This is a genomic window from Methylobacterium sp. Leaf108, from assembly GCF_001423265.1.
GTDB lineage: Bacteria > Pseudomonadota > Alphaproteobacteria > Rhizobiales > Beijerinckiaceae > Methylobacterium.
On record NZ_LMND01000003.1, the window covers coordinates 93,114 to 112,022 of the forward strand.

Sequence of the window (18,909 nt, forward strand, 5' to 3'; positions counted from 1 at the left end):
TCCACTTTACAGAAAATAATATTCTCTCCAGTGAAGTGCATACATCCTCGCCCCCGGCGGGGTGTTTCACATGAAACGAATGGGAAGCCGGTCATGGATCCCCTGTCACTCACCCGCCGCGGTCTGATCGGCGGCGCGGCGGCGCTGGCCGCCCTCGGTCCCGGTGCGTCGCGCTCCTTCGCGCAGACGACGACCGGCACCCCTGCCGGGGCTCCCGCCGGCACCCTCAACTACGGTATCTCGATGAGCGACCTGCCGCTCACCACCGGGCAGCCGGACCGGGGTGCGGGCGGTTACCAGTTCACGGGCTTCACCCTCTACGATCCGCTGGTGGCCTGGGAGATGGACGTCTCCGACCGCCCCGGAAAGCTGGTGCCGGGTCTGGCCACCTCCTGGGAGAGCGACCCGGCCGACCGCAAGAACTGGGTCTTCAAGATCCGCGAAGGCGTGAAATTCCACGACGGCTCGCTCCTCGACGCCGATGCGGTGATCTGGAACTTCGACAAGGTCCTCAACAAGGACGCCCCGCATTTCGACCAGCGCCAAGCGGCGCAGGTGCGCCCGCGCCTGCCCTCGGTGGCCAGCTACAGGAAGCTCGACGCCTCCACGATCCAGGTGACGACCAAGGCGGCCGATTCGCTGTTTCCCTACCAGATGCTGTGGTTCCTGGTGTCGTCGCCGGCCCAGTACGAGAAGGTCGGCCGCGACTGGGCGAAGTTCGCCTTCGAGCCCTCGGGCACCGGCCCCTACAAGCTCGCCGGCCTGACCCCGCGGGTGCGGGCCGAGCTCGTGCCCAACGAGGCCTACTGGAACCCCAAGCGCGCGCCGAAGCTCGCGCGGCTCATCCTGAGCTGCCTGCCCGAGGACCTGTCGCGGGTGAACTCGCTGCTCAGCGGCAGCGTCGACCTCATCGAACTGCCCGCCCCCGATTCGGTGCCCCGCCTCAAGGCCGCGGGCATGCGCATCGTCGGCAACGACACGCCCCACGTCTGGAACTACCACCTGTCGATGGTCGAAGGCAGCCCGTGGCGCGACCTGCGCCTGCGCAAGGCGGCCAACCTCGCCATCGACCGCGAGGGCGTGGCCACCCTGATGGGCGGGCTCGCCACCCCGGCCGAGGGCCAGGTGCAGCGCTCGAGCCCGTGGTTCGGCAAGCCGACCTTCAAGGTCGGCACCGACATCGACGCCGCCCGCAAGCTGATGAAGGACGCCGGCTACTCGGCCCAGAACCCGCTTAAGGCCAAGTTCATCATCCCCACCGGCGGAACCGGGCAGATGCTGTCCCTGCCCATCAACGAGTTCATCCAGCAGAGCTGGGCCGAGATCGGCATCGCGGTGGAGTTCCGCACCGTCGAGCAGGAGGTCGCCTACACCGCCTGGCGCCAGGGTGCGGCCGATCCGAGCCTGAAGGGCATCACCGCCAGCAACGTCGCCTACGTCACCTCCGACCCGCTCTACGCCATCATCCGCTTCTACGATTCGAAGCAGATCTCCCCCAACGGCGTGAACTGGAGCCACTACCGCAACCCGGAGGTCGACGCGCTGTGCGACAAGGTCAAGCAGAGTCTCGACCCCAAGGAGCAGGACGCGATGCTGGCGCGTATCCACGAGATCGTGGTCGACGACGCGGTGCAGGTCTGGGTCGTCCACGACACCAATCCCCACGCCCTGTCCCCGAAGGTGAAGGGCTACACCCAGGCCCAGCACTGGTTCCAGGACCTCACCACCCTGTCGTGAGGGCGCGCTCCCGCCGACGCCGTCGCGTCGTCGGCGAGGTCCTTGCCGATCCGCCGCCCGCTTGCCTCGGATTGCCGGGTGATACGGTTTCCGCTCGAATCAAGCGGGACCCGTATCACCGAGCCCGCGCGGCGCCTGAGCGAAGCCCATGTCCGCATCACGACGTGATCAACCGGCGACTGTATTGTCGGTCAAGCCATGAGGTCGCTTTCGGCGAAGGTTTTGTCGTCCTTGACGAGGGCGTTGGCGAGGACGACGAGGCGTCGGCCGGTGGCGACGATGGCGACCTTGGCGGGTTTGCCCGCCTCTCGCATCGCTTTGTAGGGCGTCTTGAAGGTCGGGCACGTTCGGGCCGCGACCATGCCGGCCATGTAGAACGCGGTTCTGAGGCAGGGTCGACCGCCCGCGATGGCATGGCGTCCGGGATGGGCCCCGCTCTGGGTGGGATGGGGGGCCATGCCGGCCAGGCTGGCCGCCGCCTTGCGGTCGAGCCTGCCGAGTTCGGGCATGTCGGTGATCAGCACGGTGGCGATGCGCCGGCCGATGCCGGGGATCGAGGTGAGGATGGCGCGCTTGCGGGCGAGGACCGGATCGTCGGCGATGCGCTGATCGAGCTCCGCCTCGATGGCGGCGCAGGCGCCCTCCAGGGCCTCGATCACCGCCCGGTGGCTGTCGGCCACCAGAGGATCGAGGGCCTGGGCCAGGCGCGTCTTCTCCATGGCGATCAGTTCGGTGATCTGGCGGCGGCGGGTCGAGAGCGCCTTGAGCCGGACCTGATCGGGCGTGGGCGCAGGGTGCAGATGCTCGGGCATGCGATGAGCAAAGCGCGCGATGAGCGCGGCGTCCAGCCGGTCGGTCTTGGCGATCAGTCCTTCGGCCGTGCGGAACGCTCGGACCCGGCGCGGATCGACCAGGGCGACCGTGAAACCGGCCTCCGCCAGCGCCATCACCAGGGGCTGGGCATAGGGACCGATCGCCTCCAGGGCGACGCGCAGCACGCCACGCTGGCGCAAAGCGTCGATCAGGCTTTCGATGCCGGCCGGGGTGTTCTCACACCGGAGCGGCTTGGCGGCGGGGTGGAACCCGAGATCGAGGAAATGCTTGCCGACATCGACGCCGGCCACCGGTACGAGGCTGAGCATGGCGGATCCTGTCCTGTACGCGGGCGCCCGCCGGAGCGGAGCCCACCCGACTGTTCGGAGTACGCACACAGGGCGTCCGGGATCGCGCCGATCGACGGTCGCGCCACGATGGCAAAGCACATCTCATCCCGACAGACCTGGAAATCGTCAGATCGCCGGACGCCCAAGCCGCATCAAACCACGGCCAGCCCTCAGGTACAGGAAATGGGATGACGGGACGGCCTACGTCCCGATCATCGAGCGGATGCGGGCGGCCATGGTCTCGATGGCGAAGGGCTTGGTCAGCACCGCCATGCCGGGGGCGAGCGAGCCGTTGCCGACAGCGGCGTTCTCGGCGTAGCCGGTGATGAACAGCACCTTCAGGGCCGGCCGGCGCGCGCGCGCGGCATCCGCCATCTGGCGTCCGTTCATGCCGCCGGGCAGGCCCACGTCGGTGATGAGCAGGTCGATGCGCACGTCCGACTCCAGCACCCTGAGGCCCGCCGCGCTGTCGGACGCCTCGATGGCGGTGTAGCCGAGGTCCGCTAGGACGTCGGCGATCAGCATGCGCACGGTGGATTCGTCGTCCACCACCAGCACCGTCTCGCCCTGGACCGAGCGCGGCAGCCGGGCGATGTCGGTGGGGGCCTCCTCCGGCGCGATCTCGCCCTCGTGCCGCGGCAGGTAGATGCAGACCGTCGTACCCTTGCCGACCTCCGACGTGATGCGGACCTCCCCGCCCGACTGCTGGGCGAACCCGTAGATCATGCTGAGCCCGAGGCCCGTGCCCTGCCCGATCGGCTTGGTCGTGAAGAACGGCTCGAACACTCGCTCCACCACCTCCGGCGGCATGCCGATGCCGGTGTCGGTGACGCTCAGGCACAGGTACTGCCCCGGCGGCATGTCGTGCCCGCGCGCCGCCTGCGCGTCGAACCGGGTGTTGGCGGTCTCCACCGTGATGCGGCCGCCCTCCGGCATCGCGTCGCGGGCGTTGATGCACAGGTTCAGGAGCGCGTTCTCGAGCTGCGAGGGGTCGACCAGGGCCGGCCAGATCCCGGCGGCGGCGGCGACGTCGATCGGGATCGCCGGCCCCACCGTGCGCTGGATCAGCTCGCGCATGTCCGCCACGAGGCGGTTCACGTCGGTGGGCTTCGGGTCGAGGGTCTGGCGGCGGGAGAACGCGAGCAGCCGGTGGGTCAGCGCGGCGGCGCGCTTCGAGGCCCCCTGCGCCGCGGCCATGTAGCGTTCGACGTCGTTGAAGCGGCCCTGCTGCATCCGGGTCTGCATCAGTTCGAGCGCACCCGAGATGCCGGCCAGCAGATTGTTGAAGTCGTGGGCGAGGCCGCCGGTGAGTTGGCCCACTGCCTCCATCTTCTGGGCCTGGCGCAGGGCCTCCTCGGCCGCCATCAGGTCGCCGGTGCGGGCCGCCACCTGCTCCTCGAGGGTCGCGTTGAGGGCGGCGAGCGCATCCACCGCCTCGCGCACCGCCGCATCCGCCCTGACCCGTTCGATATGGGCCCAGCAGCGTTCCGTGACCTCGCGGACGAGGGTCAGGTCGTGCGCGGTCCAGGTGCGGGGGACCCGGTCGTGGATCGCCATCAGGGCGGTCAGGCGGCCGTCCTTGATCAGCGGCATGCAGATCGTGGCGGCGATGCCGATCGCCTGGAAGGTCGCGGCCTCCTCCGGCGCCAGCTCCGCCAGGTTGTCGTTGACGATCAGCGGTTCGCCGGCACCGAGGTCGCGCACCGCGCGCCTGCCGAAGGCGGCCAGGCTGTAGTGGCCGACGATGCTGGGGGAGCCGGGTGCGGCCCAGTCGCCGCGGATGGTGAAGCCGTCCTCGTCCGGGTCCATGTCCGCGTAGGCGCAGTTCGACAGGGACAGGTGCTCGGCCACCATCCGCGTGGTGGTGGCCAGGATGGCGTCGGCGTCCACGCTCTTGGCGGTGGCCACCCCCAGGTCGTCGAGGAAGCGCAGGCGGGCCTCGTTGGCGCGCAACGCCTCGTCCGCCTGCCGCCGGCGGGTGATGTCGATGGCGGTGCCCAGCGCCCGCAGGCAGCGGCCGCCCTCGTCGAACAGGCCCCGGCCCTTGGCCGCGACCCAGCGCACGAGGCCGTCCTCCTTGCCGACCGTGCGGTACTCGACGTCGTAGGTCGCCCGCTGCAGCGGATCGAGGGCCGAGGCGAAGGCGGCGACGGTCGCGTCCCGGTCCTCCGCGTGCAGGCCGCCGTAGAAGTCGTCCATGGAGCAGGGCACGTCCGGCGAGATGCCGAACATCGCCTTGGTGCGGTCCGACCAGGTCAGGACGCCGGTGGAGAGGTCGAGGTCCCAGGTGCCGATCTCGGCCGCCGCCACCGCGAGCTGGTGCGAGACCTCGCTGAAGGCCAGGCGCTCCCGGCTGGCCTGCCGTTCCGCCGCCAGGATCGCGTTCTGGGTCTCGAGGGCGCAGAGGCGGTCCCGGTCGAGGGTGACGTCGAGCTGGCTGGCGAAGAAATACGCCAGCGCCCCGGCCGCGTCGGTGACCGGCGCCAGCAGGAGCCGGTTCCAGAACGGGGTGCCGTCCTTGCGGTAGTTGCGGATGTCCATCTCGACGGCCCGCGGCACCGCCAGCGCCTCCCGCAGGCGGGCCACGTCGTCGGGATCGGTCTCGCCCCCCTGCAGGAACCGGCAGTTGCGGCCCAGGATCTCCTCGCGGTCGTAGCCGGTGAGACGGCAGAACGCCTCGTTGACGAAGACGATCGGATTGTCGGGCAGGCGCGGGTTGGTGATGACCATCGGCATGCGCGTGGCGCGCACGGCCGCGGGGAACGGATCGAAGCCGCCGTCGGTGCCGGCGATCTCGGCGCCGATCCGGGTCTCGTCGCGCAAGAGCTGCTCGACGGAGTCCCGCGGGATCGACGGCTCGGTCGTGTGGTCCTTCGAGGTCTCGTCCATGCGACCGGCGGTATACCCGACAAAGGATCGTTTTTCACCGCGCCCGGCCACGCGCCGCGGGCGATCGGGTCCCGGACGAGGTTCTTCGCGAGCGGGACGTTCTGGGAATCGGGTTTTTGCGGGACATGTTCCCGGCTTGTCATCGGGGAGGACGGCCCGCCGGCCCGTGCTAGGAGGAAGGCGATCCGAACGCCAGCCGGTCCGCCATGCTTGAAGCCTTCCGCGCCATCGTCGACGGCGACGAGCCCCCTCCCCCCGGGGCCCGCGCGCCCGACGAGACCGAACTCACCCGCGCCCTGCAGGTGCTGCTCAAGAGCCAGTGCGTCTATGCCGGCACGCCGGGCATCGGCCGCTCCTACGAGATCGCCCGGCACTACGCGCCGTTCTTCCAGAGCTACTTCTCCTGCCTCGGCTACGGCTTTGAGGTCTCGCACCGCGACCAGATGGTGTTCCTGCGGGTTCCGACCGACGGGGTCCGCCACGACGGCCAGGCCGAGCGCCTGCGCAAGGACGAGACCCTGGTGCTGCTGGCCCTGCGCCTCGCCTACGAGGAGGGCTTGCGCGACCACCGCGTCACCACCGAGGGGGTGGTCGAATGCACCACCGACGACATCGCCGAGTCGATCCGCACCGCCGCCCGCAGCGATCCGCCCGAGGAGACGCGGCTCACGGAGATCCTGCGCCTGTTCGCCCGCAAGGGCGCGCTGCGCCTGGGCGAACGCGACAAGGCGGAGCGGATCACGCCCCTGATGGTGCTGCCGGGCATCGCGGTGCTCTCGCCCGACGCCTGGATGGACCAGGTCCGGGCCTGGGCCTCGCGCGGTGAAGACGAAGGGTGACGGGGGAACGGCCGAACGCCCTGGGTCGTTTCCCGTGGCCTTAGCCGGCTCGGCGATCGCCTCCGGCCGCACCTGCCGGAGAGCCTCGTTGTTTCGCATGGACGCGCCGACGCTCGAACACATCGCCCGGCTCGGGTACGGCGCCCGCGGGGCGGTCTACTGCCTCGTCGGCGGGCTCGCCGTCCTCGCCGCCGTCGGCACCGGCGGCCAGACCGGGGGCAGCAAGTCGGCCCTGACCGCCCTGCTGACGCAGCCGTTCGGGCGGATCTGGCTCGGGCTCGTCGCCCTGGGCCTGCTGTGCTTCGCCGTCTGGCGGATCGTCGAGGCCGCCACGGACGCCGATCGCCACGGGCGCTCGGGCAAGGGTCTGGCGGTGCGCGCCGCCCATGTCGTCAGCGGGCTGACCAACGCGGCGCTGGCGCTCAGCGCCGGGCAGCTCGCCCTCGGCCTCGCCCTGTCGAGCCGGGACAACGAAGCCGCGCAGGATTGGACCGCCTGGCTGCTCGGCCAGCCGTTCGGGCAGTGGCTCACCGGGATCGTCGGCCTCGTGGTGATCGGCATCGGCCTCGGCTTCCTGCGCAAGGGCTGGTCGGGCGACGTCGTCAAGCACCTCGCCCTGCCGGCGGGCGCCGGGTCCTGGGCGGTCCCCCTCGGCCGGCTGGGCTTTGCCGCGCGCGGGGTGGTGTTCGCGCTCATCGGCGGCTTCCTCGTCCTGGCCGCCGTCCACAGCCGCTCCTCGGAGGTGAAGGGCCTGGGCGAATCCCTCGTCTTCCTCCGCAGCCAGCCGTTCGGATGGGTGCTCCTCGGGCTGACCGCGGCCGGCCTGTTCGCCTTCGGCCTGTTCAGCTTCGTCCAGGCCCGCTACCGCCGCATCGACGCCCCCGACATGGCCGACGGAAAGGCCGCCCTGAAGAGCGCGGCGTCCTCGCTGCCGGGGCGGTGAGGCGCGTCAGCGGGCCCTGAGCGCCCGCCGCGTGCGCCCGATCCAGCGCAGGAACGCGGTGGAGCGCCACGACAGCGATTCGCGCATGCGCAGGCGCGAGGCCAGGGCCGCCTCCAGTCGTGTCCGCAAGTCGGCCATGGCGGCATCCGCCTCCTGCAGGCGGGCCTCCAGGTCTTCGGCGTCGGCCCGGCGCCGCGCGTCGGTCTCGGCCAGGGCGGCGGCCCGCCGCTCGGCGTCCGTCACCGCCGCCGTCAGGTCGGCGACCTCCCGATCGTAGCGGAGGTCTTTCTCCGCCACCGTCTGCGTCAGCTGTGCCACGGCGTGGTCCCGGCCGTGGATCTCCCGCTCGAGGTGCTGGAGGGTGCGCAGGTTGTAGACGTCGAGGGTGCCCGACCAGACGCGCAGCCGGTCGATCTCGTCCGGGGTGCGGGCATGAGTATAGAGGGTGTCGAGGGCAAAGCGCTGCATGTAGGTGTGGGGCTGCCGTTGTGCGATCGCGGCGACCCGCAGGGCGACCGGGTCGGTGGCGGGTCCGCCCTCCTCGCCGAACACCTCTCGGAACAGGTCTTCGTCGATGCTCGCGAACCGGTCGAGGATCCGAGTGATCTCGCATTGCAAGCGCAGCATCGCCTCCACCGTGGGAGCGCTGGTGTTGGCGTTGTTGTCGCGGATGCGGAACGCGCTCAGGGGCTCGGAAAGGACGTGGATGCCGTGGCCCGCGATCAGCATGCGGATCCACATGTCGAGGTCCTGCAGATTGACGAAGCGCGGGTCGTAGGCGCCGGCGGCCTCGTAGGCCTCGCGCCGGATCATGGCGGTGGGGGCGCACAGGCAGTTGCCCTCGAAGAAGAACTGCCGCAGCCAGGTCCGGCGCGAAAAATCGGGAAACCGCAGCGGCACGGTGAAATCGTTGAACGGCGCGGCCGGCAGCCCGTCCTCGCCGACGGGGCGGGGCTGGCCGAACACCAGGGAGACCTGAGGGTTCGCCTCGAGGAAGGCGACCTGGCGGGCGAGCCGTCCGGGCAGGGCCCAGTCGTCGGAGTTCAGGATCGCGAGGTAGCGTCCGCGGGCGCGGGCGATGGTGGCGTTCATCGCCGCCGAGATGCCGAGGTTGCGCGGGTGCGCCTCCAGGCGGATGCGGGGATCGTCGAACGCCTGGAGGATCGCCAGGGTGTCGTCGGTGGAGCCGTCGTCGGTGACGACGATCTCGAAGTCCTGGAACGGCTGGGCGAGCACGCTCTCGATGGTCTGGCGCACGTAGGGCGCGTGGTTGTAGGCCTTGATCAGGACAGAGACCGTGGGCGCGGCGTCCAGGGTCGCCGGGACGGCCGGCGGGAGAGGCGCCGCCGCGACCCGCGCGATCCCCTCCGCCGCCTCCCACCACAGCGGGCGGACGCAGGCCTCGTCGGGGACCATGTCCGGCCCCGAGAGGTCGGTGGACCCGGCCTCCATCTCGTCCCAGAACCCGCGCAGCCGCTCCCGGGTCCAGCGGTAGTGTTGGCCGTAGCCCTCGGCGAGGTCGACCTTGCCGAGACGCAGGGCCTGCGTCGCCTCCCGCGTCGCGTTCCGGTCGAAGCCGAGGTGCTTGTAGTGCCAGAGCATCAGGTCGTCGCGGGCGGGCAGGTGGAGGGCGCCCACGGGCTCGGCCGCGTGCCGGCCCGGCCCGAAGCCGGTCTCGTGCAGGGCGCCGGGGTCGAACACGCTGAGCTTGTTGAACGCGGCCCGCGGCCGGCCGCGGGTGACGCGCTCCACCAGCAGGCCGGCGTCGTCGGGCATCGCCTCGGCGTTCATGTCGAAGCCGAGCGCCGGGATCAGGGTGACGCCGCGCTCCCGCTGCTCGGCGAGGTAGTCGGCCATGCCCCGCCCGCGCAGATGGAGATGCTCGTCGATGGCGGTGACGATCACCCAGTCGGCCCGGCCGCGGCTCTCCTTCCAGGCCTCGTCCTGCATGGCCTTGTGCGACAGGACGAAGGACTCGGCCTCGACCCGGGCAAAGCTGCGCAGCTCCACCTTCGGATGCGCCGCCAGGATCTCGCGCGAACCGTCGGTGGAGCCGTCGTCGTAGATCACGTAGCGATCGACGAAGGGATCGTAGTGGCGGAAGAAGAAGCCGAGCATGTCGGCCTCGTCCCAGCATACGGTGTAGAGGTGGACGACGGGGAGCTTCACGTGACGGGCAGTCCCTTGTAGCCGCCGATGTCCCGCCGGACGATGCGGGCGGGGTTGCCGAGCACCAGGGCGCCCGGCGGGACGTCGCGGGTCACCACCGCGCCGCCGCCCACGACGGCGTTCTCGCCGATGGTCAGTTCGGGCAGGATCGTGGCGCCCGCCCCCACGACCGCGCCGCGCCCGATGGTGACATGGCCGGCCACGACGACGCCGGGGCCGATGGAGACGAAGTCCCCGAAGCGGGCGTGATGGCCGATGCTGGCCCCGCGGTTGATGAAGACGTGGGCGCCGAACGCCGAACGGGCGCCCAGCGAGCAGCCGGCATTGACGTAGGTGCCCGGCCCGATCGCGATCCGGCGGGGCGTCGCGACGGTGGGATCGACCAGCGTGAACGGCGTGACGAGCCCGGCCGCCCCCGCCTCCCGCGCCCCGGCCTGCCGGTGGGCGGGGGTGAACAGCGGCACCACGAACGCAATCGCGCGCAGGGTTTCGTCGAGGTCGGCGACATCGAGGGGGCGCACCCCCTCCCCCAGGTGGCAGGCGCCCGGCCGGTTGCGGACACCGGCGACGATGGGGATGCCCGCGCGATGCAGGCTCTCCTCGACGTCGACCAGGATCGGAGAGCCGGTGCCGAACAGCAGGATCCCGGTCATCGCGGGCCCGCCTCGGCGAAGGTCAGGACCGCCTGCGCGATCCGCTCGGCGACCTCATCGGCGACGTCACCGATCACTTCTGGCTGGATCGGCAGACTCAGGAGGGTGTCGCTCAGCCTCTCGGTGATCGGCAGGGGGTGGGCCGCGCCCCCGGCGAAGGCGGGGTGCCGGTGCAGGCCGGGCGCGTAATGCACCGCGGTGCCGATGCCGGCGCCGGCCAGATGCTCCTTCAGCCGGTCGCGGTCGGGATGCGCGATGGCGAACTGGTGGTGGACGCAGCCCTCCGCCTCCGGCGGCAGGACGATGGACGGACAGGCCGCCAGACCCGCCCGGTAGCGCGCCGCGATAGCCCGGCGCTCGGCGTTGCCGGCATCGCAATGGGGCAAGAGCGCCAGCAGGATCGCCGCGTGGATCTCGTCGAGCCGGGCGTTGAAGCCGAGGGTCTGGCTCACGCGACCCCCGGGCGAAAAGCCGTAGGCGCGCAGCGAGCGGACCCGGCCGGCCAGGGCCGCATCGTCGGTGACCACCGCGCCGCCGTCCCCGACGCAGCCGAGGTTCTTGGTGGGATAGAACGAATAGGCCGCCGCGTGCCCGAAGGTGCCCAGGCGGCGACCCTCCAGGGTGGCCCCGTGCGACTGGGCGCAATCCTCCACCACCGCCAGCCCGTGCCGGCCGGCGATGGCCATGAGGGCGGGCATGTCGGCCGGATACCCGAACAGGTGCACCGGCATGATCGCGGTCGTGCGGGCCGTCACCGCATCCGCCACCGCGGCCGGATCGATGCAGCGGCTGGCGGCATCGACCTCGACGAAGCGGGGCAGGGCCCCGCACTGCAGGATCGCCTGTGCGCTCCCGGCGAAGGTGAGGGCCGGCAGGATCACCTCGTCGCCCGGGCCGATGCCGAGGGCGCGCAGCGTCAGCGCCAGGGCATCCGTGCCCGAGGCGACGCCGATGCCGTGGCCACGGCCGCAGTAGCGCGCGAAAGCCGTCTCGAAGGCGTCCACCGCCGCACCGAGGATGTAGTCGGGTCCGCTCAGGACAGCCGACACCGCGGCGTCGATCTCGGGTCGGAAGCGGGCGATGCGGCGCGGCGGGGCCGCCTGCGGGATCATGCGAGGCAATCGGCCATGAAGAGATGCGGCTGGGCTCCGTCGTAGTGGCGGGTCTCGCCGTAGCGGGCCGAGGCGCATACCAGGAGGAGGGTGCCAGGACGGAAGTCGCGCAGGTGGATCAGGATCCCCGGCTTGATCCACAGGGCCCGGTCGTAGCCGTCGAGGCCGATGGCGGTCCGCTCGTCGCCGTTGTCGACGTGGATCTCCACCGACCCGGTCAAGGCCACGATCAGCTCGTCGCAGGAATTCGCGTGGCCGCCGCGGGTCACCTCCGACGACGAGACCTTCATGACGAACACCCGTTCCATCGGAAACGGAACGTTGCTGAAGTGTTCGAAGGCCAGCAGGTCGCCGCGCATGTCACGATTGACACGCTGGTCAATGAATTCGACGCCATTGATAAGGCGCATGACTTCTCGTTCCGATGACGTTTGCTTTCTCGTCACCGTATAATCCGATGTTTTAAAATGCAAACTCGGGATTATTCGGAAACATCGTTGCCGAATGCTCCCGGCGACACCGATGGGAGGCGTCGTCCCAGGCTGGGCCGGAGGGGTGCCAGGCTGGGTTGGAGGGGTGCCAGGCAACGCCGTGCCGCGTCCCGTGCATGGCCTCCGGACCCAGCCCCCGTGATCCCCTGCCCAGCGATCCCCTGCCATGCCGGCCCCATCGCTTGCGCCGGCCGCGCGAGTCGGGGCAACTGGACGGCCACCCCTCACGGATCGCCGGGCCCCTCGGAGTGTATCGCCTCACCGACATCGTCCTCTCCAACTGGTACCTGATCCGGCGCGAGCAGATCCGGATCCGGGGCGCGACCGCCTTGGTCGGGCCGACGGGGGCGGGCAAGTCGACGATCTTCGACGCGGTCGGCACGGTGCTGGCCGGCAACAACGCCAGCCGGCTGGCGCTCAACGCGTCCGCCTCGGGGCGCAGCGCACGCACGGTGCGCGACTATTGCCTGGGCTGGATCAGCGACCCGGCCGAGGGCGGGCGCCCCACCCGCGAGGCCTGCGAGACCCTGATCGTCCTGGTGTTCGAGAACGCCGCCACCGGCCGGGTCGTTTCGGTGGGGCTGGCGCTGGCCGCCCGCGCCGAGGACAGCCGCGAGACCACCCTGTCGCGCTTCGTCGCGGAAGGGCACCGGTTCGAGATCGCCGACTACGTTCGCGAGACGCCGGAGGGCAGCTTCGTCGCCCCCTGGCCCGAGATCGCCAAGGACCTGCGCCTTGTGTCGCGGCGCTTCGAGGAATTCCGCTCCTCGGGCGAGCGCTTCACGGCGCAGGTGCTCGCCCTCCTGCGCGAGGGCGCCCCGGCGCCCGAGCCGCGCCACTTCCTGCGCACCTTCTCGAACGCCGTCGCCTTCAAGCCGATCTTCGATTCCAGCGCCTTCGTGCGCTCCTTCGTGCTCGAGCCCGAGCCGCTGGACGTCGCCCGCATCCGCCAGTCGGTGGAGAACTGGCGTCGGCTCCTCGAGACCATCGAGGAGCTGGAGCGGCGGCTCTCGCATCTGCGCCGCCTGCTCACCCGCTACGAGACCTGGGCGGAGGCGAGCCTGTCGGCCGCCCTCGACGAGGTGCGCGCCGCCGGGGCCGACCTGCGCCGGCGGCTCCTCGACTGGAGCGCGGCGAGGGCCCGCCTCGGCGAGGTCGCCGAGCGCCTGCGCATCGCCCGCGAGAGCGTCGCCGCCAGCCAGGGCTTCGTGCGCGACATCGACGGGGAGATCGCCGCCAAGAAGGCGCTGGCGGCGGGCACCGCCGCGCAGGGCAGGCTCGCCGCCACCGATGCCGGCCTGTCCATGCTGGCGCGCGACCGGCGCGACCTCGGGACCCGGGTGGGCGACCTCGTCGGCCTGGTGCTCGAGGCGGGCAAGCTCGCCGCGATCCTTCCCGAGATCCGCCGGATCGACCCGCAGGCGGCGCGGGTGGTGGAGGCCTGCGCCCGCTCGGGGCTGCGCCGGGACGCGCCCCCCGACGAGAGCCTGCGCCCGGACGGGCCGCTGGCGCGCCTCGTCGCCGACCTCTCCGCCCTGCCCGACATCGCCACGCCCCTCGACCGGGCCGCCGAGGACATGGCCCTGCGCGCCCGTGCCGAGGAGACGCAGGTTCAGAGCCTCTCGGCCGCCTTTTCCGGCGGTCGCACCAGCGCGGGGCGGCTGTCCTCGGACACCGCCGGCTTTCGCGACGAACTCGCGCGCCTGGGCATCGAGGCGGTGCCGGTGTGCGAACTCGCCGAGATCGTCGATCCGGCCTGGGGCCCGGCCCTGGAGGGCCTGCTGGGCGGCGCCCGCGAGGCCCTGGTGGTGCAGCCCGACCGCCTCGCCCAGGCCTTCGCTCACCTGGAGGCGCGCAAGAGCCAGTTCTACCGCTGCCTTCTGGTCAAGACCACAGACACCGCCCGGCGCCGGGGCGGGCGCGACGACGTCGGCCCGCTCTCGCTGATCGCATCGGACGATCCCCATGCCATGGCCTTCCTCGCCGCCCGGCTGGGGGGCTACGACCTCGCCCCCGACGATGCGGCCCTGTCGCGGATGAGCCGGGCTGTGGCGCCGAGCGGGCGCTCGACCTCGGGCATGGCCTATTCGGTGGTGCGCCCGGTGCAATTGATGATGACCCGCGGCAGCCGGGGGCCCACCGCCGAGGGCCGGCAGGCGCTGGAACAGGCGGTGGCGGAGGCCCGGCGCCTGCGCTCGCAGGCCGACGTGCTGCGCGAGGCCGCCCGCAGCGCCACCGTGCTGGGAAAACGCCTCGGCGAGGCCGATCTCGACGTCGCCGCCCTGCGCGAGGAGGCCGATACCATCGAGGGCCGGCGGCGCAGCCTCACCACCGAGCGCGAGGCGGTGGAGAAGGCCGACACCGGCGCCCTGGAGGCCGAGATTCGCGACCTGCAGGCCGAGCGCTCGGCCTATCTCACCGAACTGGTGCAGGTGCTCGAGCCCAAGCGCGACGCGCTGCTGGGCGAGGAGGCCGGGCTGAAGGCGAAGGTGACGGCCTCCCGCGAGGCGGCCCGGGCAGCGCTGGCCGCCCGTCGTAGCGCCCACGCCCGCTGGAGCGGCGGCGACAGGGTGCGCATCCGCCTCGTGCGTCCGGACGGGTTCGATCCGGCGGCGGTGGCCAGGGCGCGGGCGGATGCGGCCGGGCTCGACGCGAAGGACCTGGCCGCTCTGGCCAACGCCGCCCGCCAGGCCGCCCGCGAGGGGGCCGAGACCGCCCGCACGCAGGGGCGCGCCGCCGAGCGGGATCTGGCCGAATACTGCGCCCAGTGGCGGCTCGAGAATCCGCTCGGGCGCGGCGACGTGCCGGCCTCCTTCGGCTACGCCTGGGTCGTGCGCGCCCACGACGAGGTCGCCGGGCACGAGCTGCGCCGCTACCGCGACCAGGCGCTGCGCGCCGAGGGCGAGATGCGCCGGCTGATGACGGAAGACCTTCTGACCCGGCTCGCCGACAAGTTCGAGCGGGTCCGCACCCGCCTCGACGCCCTGAACGAACGGCTCTCGACCCAGAGCTTCACCGGCCAGACCTACGCCTTCGAGGCGGCGGTGGACCGGCGCTACGCGGCCGTCCATGCGCTGGCCACCGAGGTCGCCCGCTCGCCCGACGCCGCCCAGGCGATCCTGCCCGAGGCGGGGGCGCCGGCGGACGGGCCGCTCTCGGCGGCCATCGCCGAGATCTCGGCGCTGATCGCCGGCGAGGAGAGCGCGGCGCGGCTGGCCGACTACCGCAACTACTTCGTCTACGAGATCGGCATGCGCGATGCCGCGGGCAACCGCACCACCATGTCGAACCGGGCCCTGCGTGGCTCGGGCGGAGAGGCGCAGGCGCCGTTCTACGTGGCCATCGCCGCCTCCCTCGCCTCGGCCTACTACCCCGGAGACCGCCCCGGCGACGAGAACCCGGGCCTGGGCCTGTGCCTCCTCGACGAAGCATTCTCGAAGCTCGACGTGCGCAATTCCCAGGCTCTGGTCGACCTCTACCAGGCCTGGGGCCTGCAACTGCTGATCGCCGCGCCCGAGGACAAGCGCACCACGCTGACCGAGGTGATGGACACCATCGTCACGGTCTACAAGAACCCCGACCTCACCTCCGTGCGCATCGAATCCGAGCATCCGCTGGAGGCGGCCAAGCGGGCGCTCGCCGCCATCAATCCGGAGCGCCGGAGCCCGCAAGCCTCTGTCATGACGAGCGATGCCGCCGAATAGGCCGGCGCCCGGCGCGAGGGATTCTCGCGGCATCGGCGGTTGCCCCGCCCACGATCCCCAAGTACAGCCGACCGACACGGCCGGCCGATCGACCGGAGAAACCCTCTCCGCCCGCCCGGCGGCGGCGGCGGCGCTGGCAAGGTTGTGCTTCGCGTCGTCGCCGAATCGGTCGATGGCGGCGACCAGCAATGACGGATGATGGCATGCGCATCTTGGTGACCGGCGGCTGCGGCTTCATCGGCTCGGCGCTCGTTCTGCACCTGGTGGAAGACCTCGGCCACGACGTCCTCACCCTCGACGCGCTGACCTATGCGGCCAACCCGATCTCGCTGCAGCCGTTGGCCGACGATCCGCGCCATCGCCTCGTGGAAGCCGACATCTGCGACGCGCCGGCCGTGCACGCCGCCTTCGCCGCGTTCCGGCCGCAGGCGGTGATGCATCTGGCCGCCGAGAGCCACGTCGACCGCTCGATCACCGATCCGGGCGCCTTCATCCGCACCAACGTCATCGGCACGCAGGTGATGCTCGATGCGGCCCGCGGCCATTACGAGGGCCTCACCGGGCCCGACCGCGAGGCTTTTCGCTTCCTCCACGTCTCCACCGACGAGGTCTACGGCTCGCTGCCGCCGGGCGGGTTCTTCACGGAGGAGAGCCGCTACGACCCGCGCTCGCCCTATTCGGCGTCGAAGGCGGCGTCCGACCATCTGGCCCGCGCCTGGCACGAGACCTACGGGCTGCCGGTGCTGGTCACCAACTGCTCCAACAACTACGGCCCCCGGCACTTCCCGGAGAAGCTGATCCCGCTGATGATCCTCAACGCCCTGGAGGGCAAGCCGCTGCCGGTCTACGGCGACGGGCTCAACGAGCGCGACTGGATCCATGTGGAGGACCACGCCCGCGGCCTCGTGGCGGTGCTGGAGAAGGGCACGCTCGGCGAGACCTACCTCCTCGGCGGCCGCTCGGTGCGCAACAACCTCGCGGTGGTGAAGGGCCTGTGCGCCGCCTTCGACCGGCTGCGCCCGGAGGCCGGCCCGCACGAGCGGCTGATCACCTACGTCGCCGACCGCCCCGGCCACGACCGCCGCTACGCCATCGACCCCACCAAGTCCGAGGCCGAGGTCGGCTGGGTCCCCACCAAGGTGTTCGAGGAGGCCCTGGAGGAGACCGTGCGCTGGTACCTCGACAACGAATCGTGGTGGCGCCCGATCCGCGAGGGCCGCTATTCCGGCGAACGCCTCGGCCTGTCCGGAAAGGCCTGAGGTGGACGTCCTCATCCTCGGCGGGGCCGGGCAGGTCGGCACCGAACTCCAGGCCGCCGGCCGCTGGCCCGAGGGCGTGCGCCTGCACGCCCCCGACCGGCACGCCCTCGACATCACCGACGCGGCGGCGGTGGCCGCTCTCATCGCCGGAACGCCCTGGGCGGCGGTGATCAACACGGCCGCCTACACGGCGGTGGACAAGGCCGAGAGCGAGGTCGCGCAGGCCTGGCGCCTGAACGCGCTGGCGCCCGCCTATCTGGCGGCCGAGACGGCCCGCACCGGCATCCCGCTGGTGCAGGTCTCCACCGACTACGTCTTCGACGGCAGCGCGCCGGGCGCCTACGAGGCCGATGCGCCCATCGCCCCGCGCAGCGTCTACGGGGCCAGCAAGGCCGCCGGCGAGATGGCGGTGCGCACCGCCAACCCGCGCCACGCCATCGTGCGCACGGCCTGGGTGGTGAGCCCGCACCGGGGCAACTTCGTCAAGACCATGCTGAGGTTGGCCGCCGAGCGCGACGCCCTGAGCGTCGTCGACGACCAGCACGGCTGCCCGACGAGCGCGGCCGACCTCGCGCAGGCCCTGGCCGCGATCGCCCTGCGCCTGGCGTCCGACGCGGGCGCCCCCACCGGCACGGTCCATTGCGTCAACGAGGGCGCCACCACCTGGTGCGGCTTCGCCCAGGCGATCGTGGCCGGCGCCGCCCGGCGCGGCGGCCGCTCGGTGCCCGTCACCGGCATCCCCACCAGCGCCTACCCGACTCCGGCCCGGCGGCCCGCCAACTCGCGGCTCTCCACACGCAGCCTGACGCAGGCCTACGGCCTCGTGCCGCGGCCCTGGGAACAGGCCCTCGACGACATCCTCGACCGGCTCGTGGGGCCGGCGACAGAAGGAGTGCAGCCATGAAGGGGATCGTTCTGGCCGGAGGCTCGGGCACCCGGCTGCATCCGGCGACGCTGTCGATCAACAAGCAGCTGCTGCCGGTCTACGACAAGCCGATGATCTACTACCCGGTCTCGGTGCTGATGCTGGCGGGCATCCGCGAGATCCTGATCATCTCGAGCCCGGAGCACCTCGACAACTACAAGCGCCTGTTCGGCACCGGCGAGCAGTTCGGCCTGAGCTTCTCCTACGCGGTGCAGCCGCGTCCCGAGGGCCTGGCGCAGGCCTTCGTCATCGGGCGCGACTTCGTCGGCAGCGACGACGTCGCCCTGGTGCTGGGCGACAACCTGTTCTTCGGCTCAGGGATGAGCGAGTTGCTGGCGCGGGCGCGCGAGCGCAAGCACGGTGCGACGGTGTTCGCCTACCACGTCGAGAATCCGGCCGCCTACGGCGTCGTCACCCTCGACCGCGAGGGCCGGCCCCTGCGCCTCGTGGAGAAGCCCAAGGAGCCCGAGAGCCCCTGGGCGGTGACGGGCCTCTACTTCTACGACAACCAGGTCCTCGACATCGCCGCGGCGGTGACGCCCTCGGCGCGGGGCGAGCTCGAGATCACCAGCGTCAACCAGGCCTACCTGGAGAAGGGCGAGCTCCACGTCGAGAAGATGTCGCGCGGCTACGCCTGGCTCGACACCGGCACCCACGACAGCCTGCTGGAGGCGGCCGAGTTCGTGCGCACCCTGCAGCACCGCCAGGGCCTGCAGGTCGCCTGCCTGGAGGAGATCGCCTACCTCCAGGGCTTCATCGGCAAGGACCAGCTCGTCGCCCGCGGCGAGCTGTTCGCCAAGACCGCCTACGGGCAGAACCTGCTCCGGCTCGCCCGCGAGGAGATGCCGGGGCAGGCCGGGCTCTGAGGGGAAGGTCGGCAGGCGATGAGGATTTTCGCGTCGCCCGACCCGTTGATCAGCCCCCATTGAAGTGGTCCGCCCTTTGGTATGGCTTTTGAGCCTGGAGGACGGACAAGATGGCAAAGCACCCGAAGCCCGAGGAGATCGTCGCCAAGCTACGGCAGG

At 71.5% G+C, this 18,909-nt stretch carries 13 protein-coding genes; 7 read left to right on the top strand and 6 right to left on the bottom strand.

Going from position 1 to position 18,909, the window contains the following annotated elements; translation table 11 throughout:
* Positions 1–93: 93 nt before the first annotated feature.
* On the top strand, positions 94–1,737 hold the full coding sequence (locus ASF39_RS04795; RefSeq protein ID WP_055880528.1) for an ABC transporter substrate-binding protein: 1,644 nt from the start codon (positions 94–96) through the stop codon (positions 1,735–1,737).
* Between the two features lie 191 nt (positions 1,738–1,928).
* Here the strand turns inward: ASF39_RS04795 and ASF39_RS04800 are convergent, their stop codons facing one another.
* Entirely contained in the window at positions 1,929–2,879 is a 951-nt protein-coding gene (locus ASF39_RS04800; protein ID WP_056281467.1) for an IS110 family transposase, read from the bottom strand.
* Between the two features lie 222 nt (positions 2,880–3,101).
* On the bottom strand, positions 3,102–5,789 hold the full coding sequence (locus tag ASF39_RS04805) for a PAS domain-containing protein (RefSeq protein WP_056281469.1): 2,688 nt from the start codon (positions 5,787–5,789) through the stop codon (positions 3,102–3,104).
* Positions 5,790–5,995: 206 nt separating this feature from the next.
* Between ASF39_RS04805 and ASF39_RS04810 the strand changes: the two genes are divergently transcribed.
* Positions 5,996–6,628, top strand: a complete 633-nt coding sequence (locus ASF39_RS04810) for a DUF4194 domain-containing protein (RefSeq protein WP_055880535.1) — start codon at positions 5,996–5,998, stop codon at positions 6,626–6,628.
* A gap of 97 nt (positions 6,629–6,725) precedes the next feature.
* The gene (locus ASF39_RS04815) at positions 6,726–7,571 is read left to right on the top strand and encodes a DUF1206 domain-containing protein (RefSeq protein WP_056281471.1); all 846 of its coding nucleotides are present in this window, start codon (positions 6,726–6,728) and stop codon (positions 7,569–7,571) included.
* 6 nt (positions 7,572–7,577) lie between these two features.
* Here the strand turns inward: ASF39_RS04815 and ASF39_RS04820 are convergent, their stop codons facing one another.
* The 4 genes from ASF39_RS04820 to ASF39_RS21615 are packed head-to-tail and all read right to left on the bottom strand — an operon-like array spanning position 7,578 to position 11,915.
* The gene (locus ASF39_RS04820) at positions 7,578–9,740 is read right to left on the bottom strand and encodes a glycosyltransferase (protein ID WP_056281473.1); all 2,163 of its coding nucleotides are present in this window, start codon (positions 9,738–9,740) and stop codon (positions 7,578–7,580) included.
* Positions 9,737–10,393: an acetyltransferase gene (locus ASF39_RS04825; protein WP_056281475.1), complete on the bottom strand. Its 657-nt coding sequence runs from the start codon at positions 10,391–10,393 to the stop codon at positions 9,737–9,739. The genes ASF39_RS04820 and ASF39_RS04825 overlap by 4 nt, the downstream gene beginning before the upstream one ends.
* Positions 10,390–11,505 carry a DegT/DnrJ/EryC1/StrS family aminotransferase gene (locus ASF39_RS04830; protein WP_056281477.1) on the bottom strand — a complete coding sequence of 372 codons (1,116 nt, stop codon included), beginning with the start codon at positions 11,503–11,505 and terminating at the stop codon, positions 10,390–10,392. Before ASF39_RS04830 ends, ASF39_RS04825 begins: the two co-directional genes overlap by 4 nt.
* Entirely contained in the window at positions 11,502–11,915 is a 414-nt protein-coding gene (locus tag ASF39_RS21615; protein ID WP_056409510.1) for an FdtA/QdtA family cupin domain-containing protein, read from the bottom strand. Before ASF39_RS21615 ends, ASF39_RS04830 begins: the two co-directional genes overlap by 4 nt.
* A gap of 329 nt (positions 11,916–12,244) precedes the next feature.
* Between ASF39_RS21615 and ASF39_RS04840 the strand changes: the two genes are divergently transcribed.
* The 4 genes from ASF39_RS04840 (at position 12,245) to rfbA (ending at position 18,750) form a co-directional block, all read left to right on the top strand.
* Complete coding sequence (locus tag ASF39_RS04840; RefSeq protein ID WP_056281481.1) at positions 12,245–15,700, top strand: SbcC/MukB-like Walker B domain-containing protein; 3,456 nt, start codon at positions 12,245–12,247, stop codon at positions 15,698–15,700.
* Positions 15,701–15,903: 203 nt separating this feature from the next.
* Positions 15,904–16,959, top strand: coding sequence for a dTDP-glucose 4,6-dehydratase (gene rfbB, locus ASF39_RS04845; RefSeq protein ID WP_055881280.1), 1,056 nt, complete (start codon positions 15,904–15,906; stop codon positions 16,957–16,959).
* Between the two features lies 1 nt (position 16,960).
* Complete coding sequence (rfbD, locus tag ASF39_RS04850; protein ID WP_055880544.1) at positions 16,961–17,863, top strand: dTDP-4-dehydrorhamnose reductase; 903 nt, start codon at positions 16,961–16,963, stop codon at positions 17,861–17,863.
* Positions 17,860–18,750 carry a glucose-1-phosphate thymidylyltransferase RfbA gene (gene rfbA / locus ASF39_RS04855; RefSeq protein WP_055880548.1) on the top strand — a complete coding sequence of 297 codons (891 nt, stop codon included), beginning with the start codon at positions 17,860–17,862 and terminating at the stop codon, positions 18,748–18,750. Before rfbD ends, rfbA begins: the two co-directional genes overlap by 4 nt.
* Positions 18,751–18,909: the final 159 nt, after the last annotated feature.